The organism is Roseibium sp. SCP14, assembly GCF_040329475.1.
Lineage (GTDB): Bacteria > Pseudomonadota > Alphaproteobacteria > Rhizobiales > Stappiaceae > Roseibium.
This window is the reverse complement of the sequence record NZ_JBDZYH010000001.1, coordinates 1,547,160-1,567,979: the sequence shown is the minus strand read 5'-3', so window position 1 is coordinate 1,567,979 and position 20,820 is coordinate 1,547,160. Positions and strand designations below refer to the sequence as shown.

Annotated in this window: 17 protein-coding genes; 7 read left to right on the top strand and 10 right to left on the bottom strand. The window is 57.1% G+C overall.

Annotated features, from left to right (window positions below):
* Positions 1-59: 59 nt before the first annotated feature.
* Positions 60-2,495 (bottom strand): methyl-accepting chemotaxis protein, encoded by a 2,436-nt coding sequence (locus ABLQ08_RS07195; protein ID WP_352940438.1) that lies wholly within the window; start codon positions 2,493-2,495, stop codon positions 60-62.
* A 196-nt stretch (positions 2,496-2,691) separates the two neighbouring features.
* Positions 2,692-3,450, bottom strand: coding sequence for an SDR family NAD(P)-dependent oxidoreductase (locus tag ABLQ08_RS07190; RefSeq protein ID WP_352940437.1), 759 nt, complete (start codon positions 3,448-3,450; stop codon positions 2,692-2,694).
* Between the two features lie 155 nt (positions 3,451-3,605).
* Here ABLQ08_RS07190 and ABLQ08_RS07185 point away from each other — a divergent pair, with 155 nt between their 5' ends.
* Both ABLQ08_RS07185 and bfr read left to right on the top strand, forming a co-directional pair.
* Positions 3,606-3,848 carry a (2Fe-2S)-binding protein gene (locus ABLQ08_RS07185; RefSeq protein WP_352940436.1) on the top strand — a complete coding sequence of 81 codons (243 nt, stop codon included), beginning with the start codon at positions 3,606-3,608 and terminating at the stop codon, positions 3,846-3,848.
* 14 nt (positions 3,849-3,862) lie between these two features.
* Positions 3,863-4,348 carry a bacterioferritin gene (bfr, locus tag ABLQ08_RS07180; RefSeq protein WP_352940435.1) on the top strand — a complete coding sequence of 162 codons (486 nt, stop codon included), beginning with the start codon at positions 3,863-3,865 and terminating at the stop codon, positions 4,346-4,348.
* 27 nt (positions 4,349-4,375) lie between these two features.
* Here the strand turns inward: bfr and ABLQ08_RS07175 are convergent, their stop codons facing one another.
* The 8 genes from ABLQ08_RS07175 to ABLQ08_RS07140 all read right to left on the bottom strand — a co-directional run bounded on the left by ABLQ08_RS07175 (position 4,376) and on the right by ABLQ08_RS07140 (position 14,402).
* The gene (locus tag ABLQ08_RS07175) at positions 4,376-5,068 is read right to left on the bottom strand and encodes an ATP-binding cassette domain-containing protein (protein WP_352940434.1); all 693 of its coding nucleotides are present in this window, start codon (positions 5,066-5,068) and stop codon (positions 4,376-4,378) included.
* Between the two features lie 8 nt (positions 5,069-5,076).
* Positions 5,077-6,768: an ABC transporter permease gene (locus ABLQ08_RS07170; RefSeq protein ID WP_352940525.1), complete on the bottom strand. Its 1,692-nt coding sequence runs from the start codon at positions 6,766-6,768 to the stop codon at positions 5,077-5,079.
* 15 nt (positions 6,769-6,783) lie between these two features.
* On the bottom strand, positions 6,784-8,019 hold the full coding sequence (locus tag ABLQ08_RS07165; RefSeq protein WP_352940433.1) for an ABC transporter substrate-binding protein: 1,236 nt from the start codon (positions 8,017-8,019) through the stop codon (positions 6,784-6,786).
* Between the two features lie 402 nt (positions 8,020-8,421).
* On the bottom strand, positions 8,422-9,306 hold the full coding sequence (locus tag ABLQ08_RS07160) for a hypothetical protein (RefSeq protein WP_352940432.1): 885 nt from the start codon (positions 9,304-9,306) through the stop codon (positions 8,422-8,424).
* 102 nt (positions 9,307-9,408) lie between these two features.
* Complete coding sequence (hrpB, locus tag ABLQ08_RS07155; protein ID WP_352940431.1) at positions 9,409-11,880, bottom strand: ATP-dependent helicase HrpB; 2,472 nt, start codon at positions 11,878-11,880, stop codon at positions 9,409-9,411.
* 11 nt (positions 11,881-11,891) lie between these two features.
* Complete coding sequence (gene glk / locus ABLQ08_RS07150; protein ID WP_352940430.1) at positions 11,892-12,932, bottom strand: glucokinase; 1,041 nt, start codon at positions 12,930-12,932, stop codon at positions 11,892-11,894.
* Positions 12,929-13,360, bottom strand: a complete 432-nt coding sequence (locus tag ABLQ08_RS07145) for a methylglyoxal synthase (protein ID WP_352940429.1) — start codon at positions 13,358-13,360, stop codon at positions 12,929-12,931. The genes glk and ABLQ08_RS07145 overlap by 4 nt, the downstream gene beginning before the upstream one ends.
* 190 nt (positions 13,361-13,550) lie before the next feature.
* The gene (locus ABLQ08_RS07140; RefSeq protein ID WP_352940428.1) at positions 13,551-14,402 is read right to left on the bottom strand and encodes a DUF1194 domain-containing protein; all 852 of its coding nucleotides are present in this window, start codon (positions 14,400-14,402) and stop codon (positions 13,551-13,553) included.
* A 556-nt stretch (positions 14,403-14,958) separates the two neighbouring features.
* On the opposite strand from ABLQ08_RS07140, the gene ABLQ08_RS07135 reads away from it, so the two are divergent.
* The 5 genes from ABLQ08_RS07135 to ABLQ08_RS07115 all read left to right on the top strand — a co-directional run bounded on the left by ABLQ08_RS07135 (position 14,959) and on the right by ABLQ08_RS07115 (position 20,819).
* Positions 14,959-15,942 carry a sugar-binding transcriptional regulator gene (locus tag ABLQ08_RS07135; protein ID WP_352940427.1) on the top strand — a complete coding sequence of 328 codons (984 nt, stop codon included), beginning with the start codon at positions 14,959-14,961 and terminating at the stop codon, positions 15,940-15,942.
* Between the two features lie 68 nt (positions 15,943-16,010).
* Positions 16,011-17,012, top strand: a complete 1,002-nt coding sequence (locus ABLQ08_RS07130) for a BMP family lipoprotein (protein ID WP_352940426.1) — start codon at positions 16,011-16,013, stop codon at positions 17,010-17,012.
* Positions 17,013-17,097: 85 nt separating this feature from the next.
* Positions 17,098-18,093 carry a BMP family lipoprotein gene (locus tag ABLQ08_RS07125; RefSeq protein WP_352940425.1) on the top strand — a complete coding sequence of 332 codons (996 nt, stop codon included), beginning with the start codon at positions 17,098-17,100 and terminating at the stop codon, positions 18,091-18,093.
* Positions 18,094-18,162: 69 nt separating this feature from the next.
* A complete protein-coding gene (locus tag ABLQ08_RS07120; RefSeq protein ID WP_352940424.1) occupies positions 18,163-19,716 on the top strand; it encodes an ABC transporter ATP-binding protein in 1,554 nt (517 codons plus the stop codon).
* Complete coding sequence (locus ABLQ08_RS07115) at positions 19,713-20,819, top strand: ABC transporter permease (RefSeq protein WP_352940423.1); 1,107 nt, start codon at positions 19,713-19,715, stop codon at positions 20,817-20,819. Before ABLQ08_RS07120 ends, ABLQ08_RS07115 begins: the two co-directional genes overlap by 4 nt.
* Position 20,820 lies beyond the last annotated feature (1 nt).

The window sequence follows — 20,820 nt, the reverse complement described above, 5'->3', positions numbered from 1 at the left end:
GACAACAAAAAAGGCGGGAGCGACCGGCACTCCCGCCTTTCGATTTCGTATTGAGAGGTTTATGCAGCGGCGACTTCCGAGAGGAAGCGCTCGACCTCGTTCTTCAGCTGATCGGTCTTTTCGGTAAGCTCACCGGAAGCCGACAGAACCATGTCTGCGGAGGACGAAGTCTGGTCGACGGCCTGAGACAGCTGGCTCATGGAAGAGGACACTGCACCGGTGCCTTCGGCAGCACGCTGAACATTCTGCGAGATTTCGGCGGTCGCCGCACCCTGTTGCTCGACTGCTGAGGCGATGGCGGTGGTGTAGCTGTTGACCTCGTTCATGGTTTCCGCGATTTCGCCGATGGCCACAACGGAGTCCTTCGTTGCATTCTGGATCTCGGTGATCTGGGAACTGATCTCTTCGGTCGCTTTGGACGTCTGCGTTGCCAGTTCCTTCACTTCGGCGGCGACAACTGCAAATCCCTTGCCTGCCTCGCCGGCACGGGCAGCCTCGATGGTTGCGTTCAGAGCCAGCAGATTGGTCTGTTCCGCAATCGCCTGAATGAGCGTGACCACCTCGCCGATTTTGGTCGCAGCCTCTGCCAGGCCTTCAACTTTCTCATTGGTGACCCGGGTGCCTGTCGTTGCACGGTCGACGATTTCAGTTGTCTGCGCCACCTGGCGGGAGATCTCGCCGATGGATGCGGCAAGTTCTTCAGCGGCACTTGCAACGGTTTGAACGTTGTTGGTGGTCTCGTTGGAAGAGGATTGCGTTTCGGTGGCGTATCCAGCGCTGTCCCGCGCGATTTCGGTCAGGGCCTGGGCCGTGTTGTCGAGGCCGTCTGCCGTGGTCTCTACCGAGCCGAGAGCATCTTCGGCAGTGGCGCGGAATCCGTTGATCAGGTTGTCGATGCGTTGCTGACGTTCCTGACGATCGGCTTCCTCGCGCGCATTTTGTTCCTGCAACTGAGCACGTTCGATCGCATTGTCCCGGAAGACCTGAACCGTGCGGCTCATGCCACCAATCTCGTCGCCGCGTTCGATGCCGGGAATGTCAACGTCGTTGTCGCCGTTCGCCAGTCGGTTCATGACGTTGGTGATGGTGTGGATCGGGCGGGTGATTGCCAGGTTCAGGACAAAGGCAAGACCAATACCACCGAGGATTGCCAGGAGGATCGTCGTGGCGATCTGGACTTCGGCCGCACCGGCTGCAGAATTGGCGGATTGCGATTGGGTGTCGGCGATTGCGGTGATGTCGGCGCTGACTGTTCTGGTCAGGCTGTCGAGCTGTTGGCGCTTGGCCATCAGATCCGACTTGGCGGTCAGCATTTCCTTGAAGGACCGGTCCAGAGATACGATCGAAACAGGGATTGCATTGATTGCCTCTGCAGCCGACGGCAAGACATTGGCGTACTTGACCATGTCTTCCTCAAGCGCCGCGAGAGCTCCGATCTGCTCTTCCACGGCAGTCTGATCGGTCGCGCCGAAAGAACCGAACAGATAAAGGGTTTCGGAGCGGGCAGAGAGAGCGAGCTCGTTCAGCGTTGTGGCCTTGTCTGCAATCGCACGGACAGTCGCCAATCTGGTTGACGCGGTCAGAGCATCGGTTTTGGCTTTGGATACGACGGGGAGAACCTGACCGAGAATGTCCAATGTGAGAACATTCATGTTTTCGATGGCGGTTCCTACGGCGAGACGCGCTTCATACGCTTCGGAGAAACCCAGGTCCTTGGTGAGATTTTCGAGTGCGCCTTTCAGCTTTCTGGCTTGACCGGCCAGCTTGCTGACAGTCTTGCGCTGAATGCCTTCGATCTGCTTGTAGCGCATCTGTTTGGTATCGCCGACAAGCGTGTCGGCAATCTCGAGTGACTTGGTAAGGTCGTCGCCCTCAATGTTTCCACTGCCTTCAAGATACAGAAGCTGGATCTGAACGACCTCGTCTTTCAGCTCGAACACGCCGCGCTGCAGCTGATTGGCATCATCCAGCCGGCCATTGGCGGAAAAAGCCTCGGCGCTGATGCGCTTTTCTTCCGTGACAACTGCATCGGTGATGGTGGCGGCAAGGGCTTCCAGGTCCGCGGTGCTTGCCTGCAAAATCGCGAGGCGTTCAGCCTGCTGTTTGGTCTGGTCCACGACCTGGCCAAAGGTTGCGGCAAATTCCGCAACCGCTTCCTTGGCTCCGGCAACCTGTGCTTCTGCTTCGGTTTCGCCTGCGACTTCGTGCGCCAGTTCTTCCAGGGAACCGTCGAGTTTGGCGATTTCCTGATGAACGGCATCGCTCAACTCGATGCTCGGATTGTTCAGGTAGTCTTCGCGCTTCAACGAAGTAATTTGAACCTGGCCGGCGACCTGGGCTGCGTGATCAGCCACGACGAAGCTTGAAGAGAGGTTTTGGATCGCCAGGAAACCGACGCCGCCCACCACTGCCGTAAGCAACAATACCGCGAGAAACCCGCCGCCGACCTTGAAGCCAAATTTCAGGTCGACCAATACCTTCAGAATTCGTTTCATTCGATCCCCGCACAGCCGAAAGAACAGCATTATCGTGCGGTTAGTATTGTGGGGGGCAATGAAGATTAGGTAAATTACTGCGATTATCTAGGATTTGTACCTGCCGACGTTTATTCGTGAAGGTTTTCAATAATATAAAGCCTGCGACATATTATCTTCATCAGAATTATCAATTCCTGATTGGGGGTGCCGAAAATTACACGTGCTGACCACCGTTGATGTGAATTTCGGAACCGGTCACATAAGACGATTTGCTGGAGCACAGATAGAAAATCGTGTCGGCAACTTCTTCCGGAAGACCGAGCCGCCGCAACGGAATATCGTCAATCATTTTTTCGGTGCCTGGAGACAGGATGGATGTATCGATTTCCCCCGGGGCGATGGCATTGACGCGAATGCCGTGCGGTCCGAAATCCGCAGCCATTTCCCGCGTCAGCGAAGCAAGAGCCGCCTTGGACGTGGCATAAGCTGTTCCGGCAAACGGATGAACCCGCATTCCAGCGATTGAAGTCACGTTGACCACTGATCCCTTTGCAGCTTTCAGTTCCTCGAACAGTCCACGACCGAGAAGAATCGGGGCAAAGAAATTGACTTGAAAGACCGTACGCCACTCATGCATCGCAGTGTTGAGGGAGTTAAGGCGCTCGCCATCCGGCCCCTTCGGGCTGATGCCGGCATTGTTGACCAATGCATTCAGCTGGGAACCATGTTCCTCCAGCCGCTTGCGGATTTCCTGCACGGCAAAACCGAGGTTTTCCGGATCGGAAAGATCAACCTGAATATGATCTTCCGGGCCCCTCGGCCAGGGGCACTTATCCGAAAACGCCTGACGCGAACAGGAGATCACACGCCACCCTTCAGCAGAGAACCTTTTCACCGTCGCATGCCCGATACCGCGGCTGGCACCGGTCAGCACAAGGGTGGGGCGGGTGCCAGAGCTTTTCTTGCCGCTCATTTCAGTTCCTATTCAGCATTGGAGAAATCGGAAAAAGTTGACTCTTGTAGTGAAGTTTCGTTATTGCGCAGAAAAACGTCAATGCCAATATGTCCACAGGATCGGGTCTTATCAAGTGAGGCCGAAATCTGAATGGACACTGTGCGGATCCATCTATGATCATTTGCTCCTGTAATGTTCTTTCTGACGAGCAGCTTCGTGAAGCAGCAGCAGAAATGCGTGCAGACCCCAACGGGAAAGTGCCCACTCCCGGCGCTGTCTTTCGACACCTGGGGTGCCGGCCGAGATGTGGAAGTTGTTTTCCATCAGTCATTGACATCATTCACGAAAAAGGCTCTGAAGAAGGAAAGAAAAACGAAGCGCAACCTGCACCCCTGAAGCGTGCTGCAGGCAGGTAGATGAGGAGAGGCCCATGAAAGGTGAACCGCGCGTAATCGAGTATTTGAACAAGGCTCTGCGCCACGAGCTGACCGCGGTCAACCAGTACTGGGTCCACGCGCGCCTTTTGGCCGATTGGGGTTTCGGCAAGCTGGCTGACAAGGAGCTGGAAGAAGCCGACGAAGAGCGTCAGCACGCCCAGGATCTGATGGACCGCATCATTTTCCTCGAAGGTCTGCCGAACCTTCAGACGCTGGACCCGCTTCGTATCGGGCAATCAGTGAAGGAATGCCTGGAGGGTGATCTTGCGGCGGAATATGTTGCACGGGCGCTCTATCATGAAGCTCGTGAAGTCTGCCGGGAACTTGGTGACTATGTCTCGATGGGACTGTTTGAGCAGCTGCTCAGCGACGAGGAAAGTCACATCGACTTCCTTGAAACCCAACTGGGCCTGATCGAGCGGATCGGAATCGACAACTACTCGCTGCTTCACGCCAAGTCGGCAGATCAGGCTGAGTAATTCCCGGTCATCCGAAGTCAAATATTCTTACGGCTGTACCGAACCGGTGCAGCCGTTTCCGTTTTTGCTTTCGTCAAGCCAATGAACCATGCCACCTGCCGCCCGCGCGTCTTCCGCGTCATGGGTCACCAGCAACACCGGCAGATTTTTTTTCCTGGCCAGCTGAAACACCAGCTCGCGGACATCCGCACGGCGAATTTGGTCAAGACTTGAGAAAGGTTCATCGAGCAGCAGCGCTCTGGGTTCTGCCAGTAGCGTCCGCATGAGAGCAACACGCGTCTGCTGTCCGCCTGAAAGTGTTGCCGGGTCGCGCGCGCCGAAGCCGGTCAGGCCGACATCTTCAAGTGCCTGTTCGGCCAGATCGCGCCGGATCGACCTGCCTTTGATGTGGTGGGGTATAGCAAACAGCAGGTTCTGCAACACGGACATATGCGGAAACAGGAGCGGTGCCTGGAACATGAGACCGATATGCCGGTCTGGAGCGGGCACTGGCGTCAGGTCCTGATCGTTGAGAAACACCCGGCCTTCCGCGTGGAACACGGGTCGCAAAAATCCGGCTATGAAATCAAGCAGGCTCGATTTGCCGCTACCGCTCTCGCCCATGATCGTCAGGACAGTTCCCGGCTGGATGTGGCAATCGATTTCAAGCAGCAGCTTGCCCTCCAGCCGGATCGCAACATTCTCAAGCACAAGGCCGGAAGGGGAAGGAGGAGAAGCCATCTTCGGCGTTACCTTTCTAACCGCATGGCGGAACGGTTCCGGAAAAGGAGTGAGGGTACGATTGCTGCCAGGGTGAAAACAACAAACGGGATTATCAGTTGCAGCAATGCATAAAGCGCTGCGACTTGCCGGTTGCCTCCGCTGGCCAGAGCAACACTCTCTGTTGTCACCGTGACGATCCTGCCGGCACCGATCATCAGCGTAGGTAGATACTGACCGACGGAAACCGCGACAGCCACCGCGAAAGTCACAAGGATCGGGCGTAGAAGCAGCGGGGCTTGAATTTTCCAGAAAATCTTCATGCGAGAAGCCCCGATCGAGGCAGCAGCCTTGGCAAATCGCGGGTCGAGTCGCTTCCAAGGATCACTCAGCGCGAGAAATGCATAGGGAAACACGAAAATCAGGTGAGCAAAGAGCACCGACAAGAAGGTTCCGCTCAGGCCTGCGATCAGAAACAGAACCTGCAGACCGAACAGAAAACTGACCTGTGGAACCAGCAGCGGCAGGAAGATCAGGAAGTTCAACCGGCGGCCTGTTCTCACATTTCGGAAGCTGCGTGCTTCGAGCAACCATAATGTGAGGGCTGTTGCCATAAGAGCGGCCAAGATTGCAACTGCGAGCGTTGCGGTGAGAGCCGGTGTTCCCATGGAAATGGCATCCGACATTCGGCCGAGACTCCAGCGCTGCGGCAGGGGGGCCGGAAACCACCAGGACTTTGCAACGGCCCAGAGACCGAGTACGGCAATGGCCAGAACCATGGCTGATATGATTGCCACCATGACGGCCAGCCCTGATTTCCGGGCGAGCTTCTCCCGATTGTGCCTGTGTCCGCTCGCGTATCGAAGCTTCAGGGCAACGGCGCACAGGCGCTCCAGAACGAGATAAAACAGGAGCGCGGCAGCACTCACGGACAGTTGCAGAATGGCCCCGGCGGATGCCATCAGTCGCTTGGAAAGGTCCGGATCGTTCATCCAGGCCACCAACCTTGGGGCGAGAGGAGGTGGTGTGGTTGGACCCAGGATCTGTGCGACGTCAACGACAGACGTTGAATAGGCAATGACCGCAAGCATCGGCAGGCGGATCAAGGGATAAATCTGCGGCAATACGACTTTGAAGAAACTCGCCATCCGGCCATAGCCGAGGCTGGCTCCTGCTTTGAAGTAGTCCTGAATGTGAGGCCTGTTCAGCGCCGCAAGCGTCATCAGAAACAGGAACGGGACTTCCTTGGCGACGAGACCGAAGGTCATTGCGAGACCGTAGGGGTCATTCAGAACAAGAAAATCCGGAGGACGAGTCCATCCGGTGGCCCAGGGCGAAAACAGGCGGGCCAGAAAACCGGAGGGAGCAATCAGAAAGGCAAGACCGATTGACGCCGCAGCGTGAGGGATCGACAAAAGTGGTGACAGAAATCGGGTCAACTGGCGAAAGATCCGGGTACCAAACCAACCGGCAGTGAACACAAGGACGATGGCGAGCGAAAAAACGGACGCCGCAAGACCGGTGCCGAAGCTGAGCAGAACTGACTTGCCAAGACCCGGGGTTGAAAAAAGCTGGCGAAATGGTGCTTGAGAAAACGTGTCGTATCCCAGTGCCGGCAGATAACCGAAAGCAGGCAGTAGCGAGCCGGCGAGACCGGCCAGAACCGGCCCCGCAAGCAGCGTCGTTACCAGGACTGTCGGGATATCCGGTCTGCCGGTCACCTTCGGCAATCTGCCTCACTCGCTCCCGGTACCGTATCGTTCGGTCCAGGCCTCCTCGAGTGCGCTGACCCAGCTCGGGTGGGGTTCAGGCAGAACCGGCCCCAGCTCTTCCGGCAAAAGAGTTGCCGGTCCGAGATCCAGTGCTTCAAACAGCGCTTTCTCGTTGGATGGCAGGGCAGCCACATTCAGAACGGTCGGATCGCCCCACACTTCGGGTTCCTGCTTACGCGTCTGGGCCATGGGAGACAGAAGAAAGTCTGCATAGACTTTTGCACCGGCCTGGTTGGAGCTGTTGAACGGAATGGCAACGAAATGGGTGTTGCCGATAGTGCCGCCGTCCAGAACAAAGGTGCGCACCGTTTCCGGCAGTTCGCCATTTGCAATGGCACCGGAGGCATCGCCCGGATTGAACGAGAAGGCAATGTCCAGTTCGCCATCCGCAAGCAGCTGTCGCATGTCTGCGGCATTCTTCGGAAAAGCCTGTCCTTTGCGCCAGAGGTAAGGGTGCAGGTCATCCAGATAGGCAAATAACGGTGCAACCGCATCGTCGAAGACCGCTTTGTCGACAGGCTTGGAGAGCAGTTCCTCGTTCTCAACGGTGGTGGCCAGAACCTGTTTCAGAAAGGTCGTGCCGTAAAAATTCGGTGGCTGCGGGTAAGCGAACCGGCCCGGATTGCCCTTGGCGAAGTCGAGCAGCTCTTCAAGACTTGCCGGAGGGGTTTCCAGGCGGGCGCTGTCATGCATGAACACCAGTTTCGCCATTCCCCAGGGGCTTTCCTGGCCGTCGGTCGGAACCGTGAAGTCGACAGTGACCGTCGGTTTGTTCTCCACGTCGACATATTGCCAGTTGGGAAGCGTTTCAGCCCAGCCGGGAGCAGCGAGCAGACCGTTTTCCTTCATCGAGGCGAAGTTTTCGCCATTGATCCAGATTAGGTCCACAGCACCGCCCGTTTGCTTGCCTACGGACTTCTCTGCCAGAACCTGCGATACGACGCTTGCCGTATCGCTGACCTTCACATGAACAACGCGGACCCCGTAATCGCGTTCGATCTCACGAGCGGCCCACTGGATATAGGCATTGATCCTTGGTTCCCCGCCCCAGGCATGGAAGTAGACGGTTTGTCCTTTCGCCTCGTCCAGAACATTTTGCCAATCGCTGGTCTGGTTTGGTGTCGTGTCCTGCGCATGCAGTACGAACGGGGTCAGCAGAGTTCCGAGAAGGCCAATACCGGCAGCCAGAAATCGAGTCATCACGTGTCCTCTTGAGTGTTTCCCGTTCCCTTGCGCATGGGTCATGACACGGTCAAGACAAGGCTTTGTGAACTTGATTTTCTCTGACAGAGCGTCCGAGCGATTTGCAGGGCCAAATTCTGGACCGGCAGGATGTGCGTGTCCTTGAAGATACCATAACCGCATATGTATGGGGGTCGCGCACGCCGGGAAGGGCAACGATCCTGCCCGATTGAAAAGCGCTTCAGGCTTCTAGGTCAGCGCCCCGGTCTTTCGTCAGATTGTCATCGTCGCCGGCGGCGATGCGAACCGGGTGGTAGCGTCCGAGGATTGATAGCTCCGCAAATGACCAATTGATTACGGGCACAAACTCATCAAATTCGTGTGGGTTGATGCCCGGCGGTCAGATTGCGGCCTGCTTGCTCATTGGTTGGCCAAAGCCGCCTCGCACTCAGCAAATTTTCCGGCTAAACGGCGAAGTGATCGTTTGTTCAGCAACTGATTGTATCCGACAACCAAGTGTAGGGCGTACTTATCGACCAGTTGACCATAAGATCCATGCATCGTTTGGCATGGCCAAAGCGAAAGAATAGTATCTTCAAATTTTTCAGAGTAAGGACCAGAACGGGACGTAATTGCGTAGAGCTTGTACAGTTCCCATTGTTGTTCTGCGTACAGACGCCAAAGTAGCCGTTCCCGCAGCACGACCCATTTTCCGAAGTCCGATTTTGCTTCCGTTAGAAAAGCTGGATCATCTAGTTCCATCATTTCAAGCAGAGTGCGTTCCATCAGTTCCAGGTATGCTTGATAGACTTGCGCTGGAGTCTTCAAGTGAGAAGGTGGCTCCATGCCAAGTTGGTATCTGCAGTCCTCCTGCGCGCTCAAATATTCAAGATAAGTTCTAGAGAGAAGGGGCGGGTTCCGGAACCGCAATTCAGTATCTGCAATAACTGCAGCAAATTTCGAGAGGGCTGAAGTGGCCTGAAAGCATTTGCCGACCATTGTTAGCTGCGAAGTGTTTTTTTGGTTTGCGGTCTTTGTCGCCCCTAGTTGCAAGTCACGATCTAAAGCGCGCCGAAAAGGTGCTTGAATTTCATCTATCACATTGCGAATTTTCGCCACTTCCTCGGGATGAATGTTATTTTTCGGCGCATTTTGGATATCAATCAGGTCTGTCTGGAGAGCTTCAATCCTCGTAAGCATTTCCGACGCAATTAAATTTGCGTCTTCTTTGCTAATGAGTTCGGATTTGCTAGCCGCCAAAGGCGTCGTCCAAAGGAAGAAAGCAAATAGCAGGGCGATTCGCATAGAGTGACTTTTCCAGGAATTCAATCATGGGTTTATCTCAAATCACGAAACGTTCCGGTTTTCAACCTGACTTAAAGCTGAAGCACGGCGCCGTTGAGCGCGTCACTTGCCCCGCGGCTTTGCCCGTCTCGTCGCCTCAGCCTCTGTAGGGTCATCCGGCCAGGGATGCTTGGGATAGCGGCCCTTCATGTCCGCCTTCACGTCTGCCCATGATCCTGCCCAGAAACCGGGGAGGTCCTTTGTGATCTGGATCGGGCGCTGTGCGGGAGAGAGCAGTTCCAGAATGAGCGGAAGATTGCCACCGCACACGCTTGGATGTTCCTTGAGGCCAAACAGCTCCTGCACCCTGATTGACAGGGTTGGTCCGGCAGCAGCCCCATAGTCGATTGGAACCCTGCTGCCGGTCGGGGCGGTAAAATGGGACGGCGCGAGCTCATCGAGCCGTGCTGCCGCATCATAAGGGATCAGAACCGACAGAGCGTTGCCAAGCACTGCGGCATCGACAGAGCTCAAGTTGCTGCACCCGGCCAGAAACGGCTGCAACCAGCTTTCCAGATCTTCCGTCAGCGCCTGGTTGGACAGATCAGGAAAGTCTGCTGCGCCATTTTGCCGAGCGTAAGTCACACGTCTGCGCAAGCGCTCCTGGTCCTTGCTCCAGGGCAGGCGGGAGACACCACGGCGCCGTATCTCTGTAACCAGAGCCTTTTCAATTGCGGCGGGATCTGCGGATTTGATTGTCACTGATTGCAGTTCAACTGCCTTGTAACGGGTGACCCTGCGTGCCTTCAGAGCGCCGTCACTCGTCAGCTGAACCTCGTCTTCCTCCACGATATCCGCTGAAAACAGATCTTCGATCTCCTCCCGCGAGATAGGAGCGCAAAGTTGAATGCGGCCGCTGGCAGCCTTGCCCTGGATATCGGCAACGGTCAGAAAAGGTTCACTGGCTAGAGCGTGTTCGCGCTCCAGTTCCGCGCCTCTGCCGTTTGCAAGGCGAAACCGGCCGGTCTGACCGCGCGCCTGCGCAACACGGTCCGGATAGGCCAGCGCCAGCAGCATTCCTGCGCTTTCGACATCGAAGTCAACGCCACTTCCACCTGCCTGTTTCAGCCATCGCAAGGCCAGGGCCCGGCCATCCTTGGCGCGCTGTCCCTTGTCCTGACGGAGGTTTTTCAGGCGATGCCGAAGGTCAGGATCACGGCCACCAAGTCCCGGTTCCGACAACAAAAGCGCGACGAGCGCAGCGGTATGGCCCAAGCCTCTCTCGTTTCCCTCAATCAGCATATGGGCAAGTCGCGGATGTAAGGGCAGTTTCGCGAGTGCCTTGCCCTCCCGGGTGAGGTGGCCCGAATGATCGAGCGCGTGAAGGTCCTGCAGCAGGGTTTTCGCCTCCGACCAGGCGGCTTTCGGTGGCGCATCTGCAAAGGCCAGGGACGCCGGGTCCAGCGTGCCCCATGCTGAAAGGTCAAGGACCAGACCGCTAAGATCCGCCTCCAGAATTTCCGGAGCTTCGGCGCGGGGCAAGGCTACGGTCTGTGCCTCGTCCCAGAGCCGGTAACACACTCCGGGTTCTGTCCGGCCGGCACGCCCCCGTCGCTGATCTGCCGTCGCTCTGGAAACGCGCACGGTCTCAAGCCGGGTAAGTCCTGTTTGCGGTTCGTACTTTGGAACGCGTGCCAGTCCGCTGTCGATCACCACGCGGACACCTTCAATCGTCAGCGAGGTCTGCGCGATCGCGCTGGCCAGAACGATCTTGCGGTTGCCGTCCGGTGCTGGGCGGATTGCCGCGTCCTGCGCCTTGGCATCCAGCCCGCCGTAAAGCGGGGCGATTTGGCAATCAGAGGGGATCTTTCCGGAAAGCAGATCAGCGGTACGCTTGATTTCTCCCTGTCCGGGCAGAAAAACCAGAAGCGACCCGGTCTCTTCGGTCAGTGCCTGTCTGACTGCACGTACTATTTGCGGCTCGATCCGGTCCTTGGCATTTCGGCCCAGGTAGCGGGTTTCGACCGGAAAACTGCGACCTTTGCTCTCGATAACCGGTGCCTTTCCCAGAAGACTGGAAATTCCGGCCGCGTCCAGCGTCGCAGACATTGGAACGAGACGCAGATCTTCCCTGAGAGCAGATTGCACATCGAGTGCAAGGGCCAGTCCGAGATCCCCGTCCAGCGAGCGTTCGTGAAACTCGTCAAAGAGAATGGCGGCAACGCCGGAGAGCTCCGGATCATCCAGAATAAGCCGTGTGAACACGCCTTCGGTAATAACTTCGATACGGGTCTTCGCGCTGACCTTGGTTTCCATCCGAACCCGGTAGCCGACCGTCTCGCCCGGCCGTTCGCCGAGTTCACTCGCCATGCGTCTGGCAGCGGCTCTCGCCGCAAGGCGGCGGGGTTCAAGCACCAGGATCTTGCCGTCTCGCCGCCAGTCTGCTTGCAGCAGGGCGAGTGGAACTCGCGTGGTCTTACCGGCACCCGGTTCAGCAACAAGCACCGCATTGCTTTGCCTCTCAAGCGTTTGCAGGAGGATCGGCAGAACGTCGTCTATTGGCAGCGGTGATCGGAAGGCGGGTTCAAGAGCCATCTGAATGTGCGTCAGTTGTCACCGGCTTTCGCGGGGCCTGTCCATTGACGACCTTTCATGTCGACCGCAAACGCGCCCGGTGCACGGGCGAAGGACGCCAGTCCCTCGAGAGCCGGATCCGGGTGACGGACGATGAAAGTCGGGATCTTGCTCATCAGCGCTTCGTGCGGCGCCTTGGCCTCAAATGCAGCCCGGAAGCCGCCGGAAGTCAGGAACCTCGTGATCCGCGGAGTAACGCCGCCGGTCAGGTAGACACCACCGCGCGCCAGGACGGTCAGGGCAAAATCGCCCGCCACCCTTCCGAGGCATCTTGCAAAGACTTCCAGTGTCTTGACGGCCACCGGATCGTTGTCTTCTGCTGCCTGAGTGATGCTTGCGGGCGTCTCGAACTGCCGTTCGGAGTTGGTCCACAAGGTGACTGCCTGCGCAAGGCGCGGCAGGCCGGTGCCGCTCAAGAGCTGCTCGGCGCCGAGACGCCCACCGAACCGTTCGATATGCGGCCAGATCTCGAAGTCTTCGTCGGCCACAGGGCCGAGCTCGACATGGCCACCTTCGCCGGGCACCGGTATCCAGGTGTCCGCGGCATAAATCATTGCGGCAGCACCGAGGCCGGTTCCGGGACCGAGGACAAATTTGGCACTTTCCGAACGAACGGCACCGGTTCCCACCTGTTCGATATCCTCCCCGCGATAGCCGGGTAGCGCCAGGGCCTGAGCTTCGAAATCGTTCAGAACGATTACTTCCTCAAGTCCGAGGTCCGCGATCATCTTGAGCGGTTCGATGATCCAGGCGGCATTGGTCAACGGGATGATGTCTCCGGTGACGGGGCCGGCGACCGCGATGATCGCCGTGCGCGGTTTGGTATCGGTCTCCGGAAACACGACTTCGCGAACCGCGGAAGAAATGTCTGAGTGGTCAGCAGTGGCGGTCTTGCCGCACATGCGGGTCGGTGCGTCGGCATGATCGACCAGAGCAAAACGGGCGTTGGTGCCGCCGATATCGGCGACAAGAACGGGATACGCAAAGTTTTTTGAATTTTCGGAAAAACTCATGATGCAGTTGTGCCGACCTCGGGAGTGTTGGACGTTGTCTTGAGACCTTGAAGGCGCGCGGAACGCAACAGGATATCGGCCGTTGAAGGGTTGAGCGCCATGGGCATGTCATAGACCAGCGCCAGTCGCATCAGAGCCTTGACGTCAACATCGTGTGGCATCGGGGACAACGGGTCCACGAAAAAGAGCAGGCCTTGAAGATGGCTCTCAGCGATCATGGCTCCGATTTGCTGGTCACCGCCCAGGGGACCGCTTTTCAGCCGCGTGATCTCCAGTTCAGGACAGGCTTCCTGGATACGGCCTCCGGTGGTTCCGGTTGCCACCAGTTTGAACGCCGCCAGCTTTTCCCGATGACGTTTGGCGAATTCCACCATGGCATCTTTTTTGGCGTCATGCGCAACAAGCGCAAGAGTTGGAGTGGCAGGCATTGAGGGTCCTCTTTGCAAAGCAACACGCAGCGGAGACGTGTTTAGCGGCAAAGATCGAAGAGCGCAAAGGTTAAGCGCAATATGGCGGCAGAAGGATTTAAATCGATTCGCATGACGCAAAAGAAAAAGAAAAAGCCGCGCTCTGATTCCGAACGCGGCAAGGAGGAGGGTATGTGAAGACGTGGCCCGATCAGTCGAAGAGGTTGCAGCGGATCGGGTCGCGCGCTGAAACCGTGTGATAGTAAGGCTCGGGGTCCGGTATCTGCAGTCCGGCGATCTCCATCACCAGCTTCATGCGGATGGCATCGGCAAAACCCTCTTTCGACCGCACGGGAATGGCAAAGGAGCCCGGGCCACCAATGACGCAGTCCTCGTAATAATGGTCGAGGTTCAACATGGCCTGCCAGGTGTTCTTGTTCGATTTCATCATCAGGGGAAGGCCGTTGATCGTCACGCCGGAAGCAATCATGCGGTCGCGCATTTCAGTCACCGACCCACCCTGGTTGTTCGGTCCGTCTCCGGAAATGTCGATCACCTGCCGCAGACCCATATACTGGTTGTTCTGGACAAGATGCACCGACTTTTCCAGCGCGGAGGCGATTGAGGTGCGCTGCACCTGACGCAGCGGGGCTTCGGCGATTTTCGATGCAAAATGAGCCGCGGTTGAGGCATCCCGGATCACGGTCCAGTCGGCGACGATAAAGTGCTCGTCGACACCGCCCCATTCCATATAGGTGACGGCTACGCGGCCAATCGGGCCAACCTGAATGGCTTCCAGAAACTCACGGGAGGTCAGCGCCGCCACGTATCCGGCGCGCTGGACTTCCTGTTCCTCAGTGTCCATGGATTGGGAGATGTCGACGGCCAGAACGAGTTCAACGTCCACCTCGTTGGCCGGATCATAAGTGTATTGTGTGGATGCAAGCAGGGCCGGGCGGTAGTCCCGCGCCGCCGACGGCGCAGCGAGCAGAATTGCCGCAAACATGAGTGACAGCGCCTTGAATGCTGTCAGTGCACAGAATTTTGTTGTGTCGAGACGCATGGTTTTCTCCTTGAGTCAGCCTTTCGGCCGTCGTGCCACGTCTCCCCAATTTTTTATTTTGTTTTGTTTATCTCTTGATCTTCCTGTTCCTTGTAAAAGTTACCGAGGCATCTGCGAATGCCTTGGTTCAGCTTGTCGAATTACTTAGCAAGCTACATGCCAAACGTAGCGGAATTTTGTTTATCTGGCAAAATCAAATGCGCACGGAGTGCGTATATTCCACAAATAGGCATAATTTTCCGAATTACTAGGCAACTTTTTCCTCTCTAGGTCACATTTGCGGCACTGCCAGGCAAAAAGTTCCGACGCGCAAAACGGGTAGAATCAGTGAATATATGCCGTGAAATGCAGCGAATTGCCCGGGTTTTGGATCTTTTTTTAGTTGACGCGAGCTCTTCGGCTGGTCATGATCTGAAGAAATTCTCACTCGGTGAAGAATTTTTCGGCGCGTCATTCAAGCCGCGTCGCTAATTACAATAGCTCCGACAGGGGCAGGTCAAGGTTGGCTGGGGCGGATTGTTGCCAGGCCAGCTTCAGGGGAAGGCTTCGGACGCGGATGCAAACGCGCGACGACGACTGGACATCGTATATGGCCATCAGGGCGGCCTGGCTGTCCTTCGTGGGTGGCCGCACACAAGGCGAAATTGCTGCTCAGCTCGGCGTATCGCCGGCAAAAGTGCATCGCCTGATCGCTCATGCGCAGAAGGCTGGATACGTCAAGTTTCAGGTCGATGGACGGCCGAAGGAATGCCTCGAGCTGGAAGAAGAACTTGCCGACAATTTCAAGCTGAAGAATTGCATCATTGCGCCGGATCTCGGTGGTGGCGACGATGAAAGCGCCCTACGGGCGGTTGCGGTGTCCGCGTCTCAATTTCTGACCGGTTTGCTGACAGGTGCCAACGTCAAGCGACTTGGCGTGGGGATGGGACGCACTCTCACTGCTTCTGTCGAGGCTTTGCCCAAGATTGCCCGCTCTGACCTGGAAATCATGTCGATCTGCGGATCGCTCACACGCACGCTGGCTGCAAACCCGTACGACATTATTCAGAAGATGCAGGAGCGGACCGGGGGGGTCGGATATTATCTGCCGGTTCCGTACTTTGCGGAAAATCAAGATGAAAAGGCGATGTTTCTGACACAACGGAGCGTGCAGGATCTCATGGCGCGCGCACGGCAGTCGGATGCCTTTCTCGTCGGTATCGGTTCGGTCGAGAATGAAGGCCACCTTGTTCAACGTGGCATGATTTCCAAGCAGGAACAGGAAGATTTGATGTCGGGCGGCGCTGTCAGCGACTTGATGGGCCGTTTTTTGACGATTGAAGGCGAATTGGCACCTGATCCCCTCGGCGATTGCGCCGTTGGGCTGCACTTCGATGAAGTGCGCGGGAGCCGTGTGATTGCGCTGGTGGGTGGGGAAAGCAAGGTGGATGCCACGCTTGCCGCACTGCGCACCGGTGTCATTACCGACCTTGTGGCGGATGAGACCCTTGCGAGGGCTTTGAGTTCACGGGCCGGATTGCAGCTGGCACAGTCCGCATGAAGCGGCTGGGTCACGAGGGGAAACGGGTCGGCAACTAGGCAGGCCCCCGCATGTCGGAGGACATACACGTGAAAAAGTTTCTAACCATCGGCACAGCGCTTGCCGGACTGGCTGTTACCGTTGCAGGTGCCGCCGCGGCTGATATCAAGCCGGCTGTGCTCTACGATCTGGGCGGCCGCTTCGACAAGTCGTTCAACGAAGCAGCCTATTCCGGTGCTGAAAAGTTCAAGCAGGACTACAACATCGAGTACCGCGACTTCGAAATCCAGAACGACAGCCAGCGCGAGCAGGCTCTGCGCAATTTCGCAAAGCGCGGCATGAATCCGATCGTCGCCATCGGCTTCTCCCAGGCAAACGCTGTCGAAAAGGTCGCCAAGGAATTCCCGGACACCCAGTTCGCCATCGTTGACATGGTCGTCGATCTGCCGAACGTCCGCTCCATCCTCTTCAAGGAGCATGAAGGTTCCTACATCGTCGGCATGCTGGCGGCCATGGCCTCCGAAACCGGCAAGGTCGGCTTCGTCGGTGGTATGGACATTCCGCTGATCAGCAAATTCGCCTGTGGCTACAAGCAGGGTGTTGTTGCAGCCAATCCGGACGCTGAAATCTTCGAAAACATGACCGGCACCACCGGTGCTGCATGGAACGATCCGGTCAAGGGCGGTGAGTTGGCCAAGTCTCAGTTCGACCGTGGCGCTGATGTTGTCTATCACGCAGCAGGCGGCACCGGCATTGGTGTGCTGCAGGCTGCAGCTGACGCCGGCAAGCTCGGCATTGGCGTGGACAGCAACCAGAACGCTCTGCATCCGGGTTCCGTTCTGACCTCCATGCTCAAGCGCGTCGACATCGCCGTTTACCAGGCATTTGAAGACGCCGAGAATGACAGCTGGTCTTCCGGCTTCGAAGTTCTTGGCCTGAAAGAGGGTGGTGTTGATTGGGCGCTCGACGACAACAACGCCGAGCTCATCAATGACGAGATGAAGGCAGCCGTCGAGCAGGCGACTCAGCAGATCATCTCCGGTGAAATCGTCGTACACGATTACATGGCCGACCAGTCCTGCCCGAACTAAGGCAGTTGCTGATGACCTCCGCGTGCATTCGCGCGGAGGTTCTTTCTCAAGAGTTTTCTACCGCTTAACCAATGCGGGGGACCGGATGTTCCGTCTCAATTCAACCGTTTTTTCCGCAGTTTTCGCTGCGGTGCTCTCAGCCACGGCCGCATGGGCCGACCCGGCCATCGTCTATTCCGTCGGCGGCAAGTTCGATGGATCCTTCAACGAAAGCGCCTATTCGGGCGTGAAGCGGTTTCAGAATGAAACCGGTGAGGTCGTGCGAGAATTCGAGCTGGAACGCGACGCTCAGAGCCTGCAGGCCTTGCGAAACTTTGCCAGCAGGGGCAACACGCCGGTTGTCGCGATCGGCTTTAATCAGGCCAACGCGCTCAATCAGGTCGCACCGGATTTTCCGGAAACGGATTTTGCGATCGTCGACATGGTGGTCGATCAGCCGAATGTTCGGTCTTACGTCTTCAAGGAACATGAAGGCGCTTATATCGGCGGACTGCTGGCTGCTATGGCTTCCGAGAGCGGAACAATCGGCTTCGTCGGCGGAATGGACATTCCGATCATTCACCGGTTCCTGTGCGGCTACAAGCAAGGGGCGCTTGCAGTCAATCCGGAAATCCAGGTTTTCTTCAACATGACCGGGGACACGCCGGCCGCATTTGCCAATCCGGTTCGAGGCGGTGAGCTCGCAAGAGGTCAGATCAGGCGCGGTGCCGATGTCGTCATCCAGGCTGCTGGAGGGACCGGTCTTGGTGTGCTTCAAGCGGCTGCCGATGCGAATGTTCTGGGAATAGGCACCGACAGCAACCAGAACGGCCTGCATCCGGGCAAGGTTCTGACATCGATCCGCAAGCGGGTCGACAACGCCGTATATGACAGTTTCCAGTCCGCTCAGGAGGGAAAGTTCCAGCCGGGCATCCAGGTTCTGGGTGTAGCGGAAGGCGGAATGGACTGGGTTCTGGATGACAACAACAAAGATCTCATCACCGACGAGATGAAAGCGGCTGCGGATGCGGCCGTCAGCGGAATTTCGGACGGAACCATCAAGGTTCACGATGTCGTCACCGAAGGCGCCTGCCCCTTTTGAGGCAGCGCGCGTTAGGGACGCGAGGCAGATCACAATGACAACGATAAACCGTCAGGCCTGGGGGAAGGCATGAGCGATACGCCGGCAATTGAACTGCGGAAGATCAACAAAAGCTTCGGTGCGGTTCACGCCAACAAGGATATCGACCTTGTTGTAAAAAAGGGATCCATTCACGGGATCATCGGGGAAAATGGTGCGGGTAAATCAACCCTGATGTCCATTCTCTACGGGTTCTACCACGCCGACACGGGTGACATTCTCGTCAATGGCGAAAAGGTCACCATTTCGGATTCCAAGGCCGCGATCGCCATGGGAATCGGCATGGTTCACCAGCACTTCATGCTGGTCGACAATTTTTCAGTCCTTGAGAATGTGGTGCTGGGCGCCGAGGACAGTGCGATGCTGGCCGGCGGTCTCGCCCGCGCACGCACAGAATTGAAACGCCTGGAAGAAGAATACGAGCTGCGCGTCGATCCGGACGCTCTTATCCAGGATCTGCCGGTTGGACTGCAGCAGCGCGTGGAAATCCTCAAGGCGCTCTATCGGAGCGCGGAGGTTCTCATTCTTGATGAGCCCACGGGCGTGCTGACGCCCGCCGAGGCGGATCATTTGTTCAAGATCCTGGAAGTTCTCAAAAACCAGGGCAAGACGGTCCTGCTGATCACTCACAAGTTGCGCGAGATCATGGCTGCGACCGACACGGTGTCGGTTATGCGCCGCGGCGAGATGGTGGCGACACGCGAGACCAGGAACACCTCGATGGAAGAGCTTGCCGAACTCATGGTCGGTCGGTCGGTTCTTCTGCGCGTCGACAAGAAACCCGCCGAGCCGAAAGCGCCGGTCATGGAAGTCGAAAACCTGACTGTGACCGACAGTCGGGGGGTACAGGTCGTCAAGGATGTGTCTTTCTCGGTTCGCGCAGGTGAAATCGTCGGAGTTGCAGGCGTGTCCGGCAACGGTCAGTCGGAGCTTCTGGAGACGCTTTCGGGCATTCGTCGCGCAACGACGGGCACGCTGAAGATCAATGGCGAGACCATTGATCTGGGCAACAGCACCCTGGATGCGGCCGACATGCGCGCCAAGAACATGGGTCATGTGCCTGAGGACCGCCATCGAATGGGGCTGATCAACAGCTTCACCGAGTACGAAAACTCCATTCTCGGTTATCACCGCGATCCGGCCTACTCCAACGGTCTTCTGATGGATCTGGGAGCGATCAGGAAAAACGCTGTCGCTGAGATCGAGAAATACGATATCCGGCCGCCAAACCCGATGCTGAAGACCGCCAACTTCTCGGGCGGCAACCAGCAGAAAATTGTTCTGGCCCGTGAAATCGAACGTGATCCGGAAGTCCTTCTGGTCGGCCAGCCGACGCGCGGCGTCGACATCGGCGCGATCGAGTTCATTCACCGGCGGATTGTCGAGCTGCGTGACGCAGGTAAAGGTATTTTGCTGGTGTCGGTGGAACTTGAAGAAATCAGAGCTCTGTCCGACCGCGTGCTGGTGATGTTCGACGGCAAGATTGTCGGTGAACGCGGTGCCGACGCGGAAGAGGGCGACCTCGGCCTGCTCATGGCAGGTGTTGATAACAACCATAGCGCTGTCGAAGGAGGCGTCCAATGAGTGCCGGTCAGCTTCCACGGTGGGTCGACCTGGGTTTGATCCCGTTCCTGAACCTTGCCGCTGCCTTTCTGGTATCCGGACTTGTTGTGATCCTGATTGGCGAGAACCCTCTCGAAGCGGTCAAGATCCTGGTCTGGGGGTCTCTCGGCTATGTCGAGGGTTTCGGCTTCACGCTGTTCTATGCCACGAACTTCATATTTACTGGTCTTGCCGTGGCAGTCGCCTTTCACGCCGGACTGTTTAACATCGGTGGTGAGGGGCAGGCTTATGTCGGTGGCCTTGGTGTGGCGTTCGCTTGCCTGGCGCTTGACCAATACGTTCCCTGGTACGTGACGCTGCCCTTTGCCATTCTCGGCTCTGCCGTCATGGGAGCGGCATGGGCTTTCATCCCCGCCTGGCTGCAGGCCAAGCGCGGCAGCCATGTCGTTATCACGACCATCATGTTCAACTACATCTCGTTTTCGCTGATGGTCTACCTGCTCAACAACCTGCTGAAGAAGCCGGGTTCGATGCAGCCGGAAACGCGCACGTTTGAAGACGGCGGTCGTTTGCCGTTCCTCAACGATCTGTTTCCGTCCCTCGGGTTTGGATACGCGCCGGTGAACCTGTCTTTGTTCGTTGCGCTCGCGGCCTGTGCTCTCGTCTGGCTGCTGATCTGGCGGACAAAGCTCGGTTTCGAGATCCGTTCATTCGGCGCCAATGCAACTGCTGCGGTTTACGCCGGTATCTCGCCAGTTCGCATTATTGTCATCACCATGCTGATCTCCGGCGGTCTGGCCGGTATGATGGCCATCAACGAGATCATGGGCTCACAGCATCGTCTGCTGATCGATTTTGTCACCGGTTACGGCTTCGTCGGCATCGCGGTGGCGCTTATGGGTCGTGCCCATCCGGTCGGAATTGTGTTGGCGGCAATCCTGTTCGGCATGCTCTACCAGGGCGGTGCAGAACTGTCCTTCGAGATGCCCAACATCACCAGGGACATGATTATTGTCATTCAGGGTCTGGTCATCCTGTTCGCCGGTGCTCTTGAACACCTGTTCCGTCCGACGATCGTCAGACTGTTCACACCCTCCCGGGATCTTGCTGCGAAGGAGGCGTGAT

Coding starts and splice junctions, on each gene's coding strand:
- ABLQ08_RS07120 (WP_352940424.1), top strand. CDS start 18,163: ATGAGCGATACGCCGGCAATTGAACTGCGGAAGATCAACAAAAGCTTC.
- ABLQ08_RS07115 (WP_352940423.1), top strand. CDS start 19,713: ATGAGTGCCGGTCAGCTTCCACGGTGGGTCGACCTGGGTTTGATCCCG.
- ABLQ08_RS07165 (WP_352940433.1), bottom strand. CDS start 8,019: ATGACTCGATTTCTGGCTGCCGGTATTGGCCTTCTCGGAACTCTGCTG.
- ABLQ08_RS07125 (WP_352940425.1), top strand. CDS start 17,098: ATGTTCCGTCTCAATTCAACCGTTTTTTCCGCAGTTTTCGCTGCGGTG.
- bfr (WP_352940435.1), top strand. CDS start 3,863: ATGAAAGGTGAACCGCGCGTAATCGAGTATTTGAACAAGGCTCTGCGC.
- ABLQ08_RS07140 (WP_352940428.1), bottom strand. CDS start 14,402: ATGCGTCTCGACACAACAAAATTCTGTGCACTGACAGCATTCAAGGCG.
- ABLQ08_RS07135 (WP_352940427.1), top strand. CDS start 14,959: ATGCAAACGCGCGACGACGACTGGACATCGTATATGGCCATCAGGGCG.
- ABLQ08_RS07190 (WP_352940437.1), bottom strand. CDS start 3,450: ATGAGCGGCAAGAAAAGCTCTGGCACCCGCCCCACCCTTGTGCTGACC.
- ABLQ08_RS07160 (WP_352940432.1), bottom strand. CDS start 9,306: ATGCGAATCGCCCTGCTATTTGCTTTCTTCCTTTGGACGACGCCTTTG.
- hrpB (WP_352940431.1), bottom strand. CDS start 11,880: ATGGCTCTTGAACCCGCCTTCCGATCACCGCTGCCAATAGACGACGTT.
- ABLQ08_RS07185 (WP_352940436.1), top strand. CDS start 3,606: ATGATCATTTGCTCCTGTAATGTTCTTTCTGACGAGCAGCTTCGTGAA.
- glk (WP_352940430.1), bottom strand. CDS start 12,932: ATGAGTTTTTCCGAAAATTCAAAAAACTTTGCGTATCCCGTTCTTGTC.
- ABLQ08_RS07145 (WP_352940429.1), bottom strand. CDS start 13,360: ATGCCTGCCACTCCAACTCTTGCGCTTGTTGCGCATGACGCCAAAAAA.
- ABLQ08_RS07195 (WP_352940438.1), bottom strand. CDS start 2,495: ATGAAACGAATTCTGAAGGTATTGGTCGACCTGAAATTTGGCTTCAAG.
- ABLQ08_RS07175 (WP_352940434.1), bottom strand. CDS start 5,068: ATGGCTTCTCCTCCTTCCCCTTCCGGCCTTGTGCTTGAGAATGTTGCG.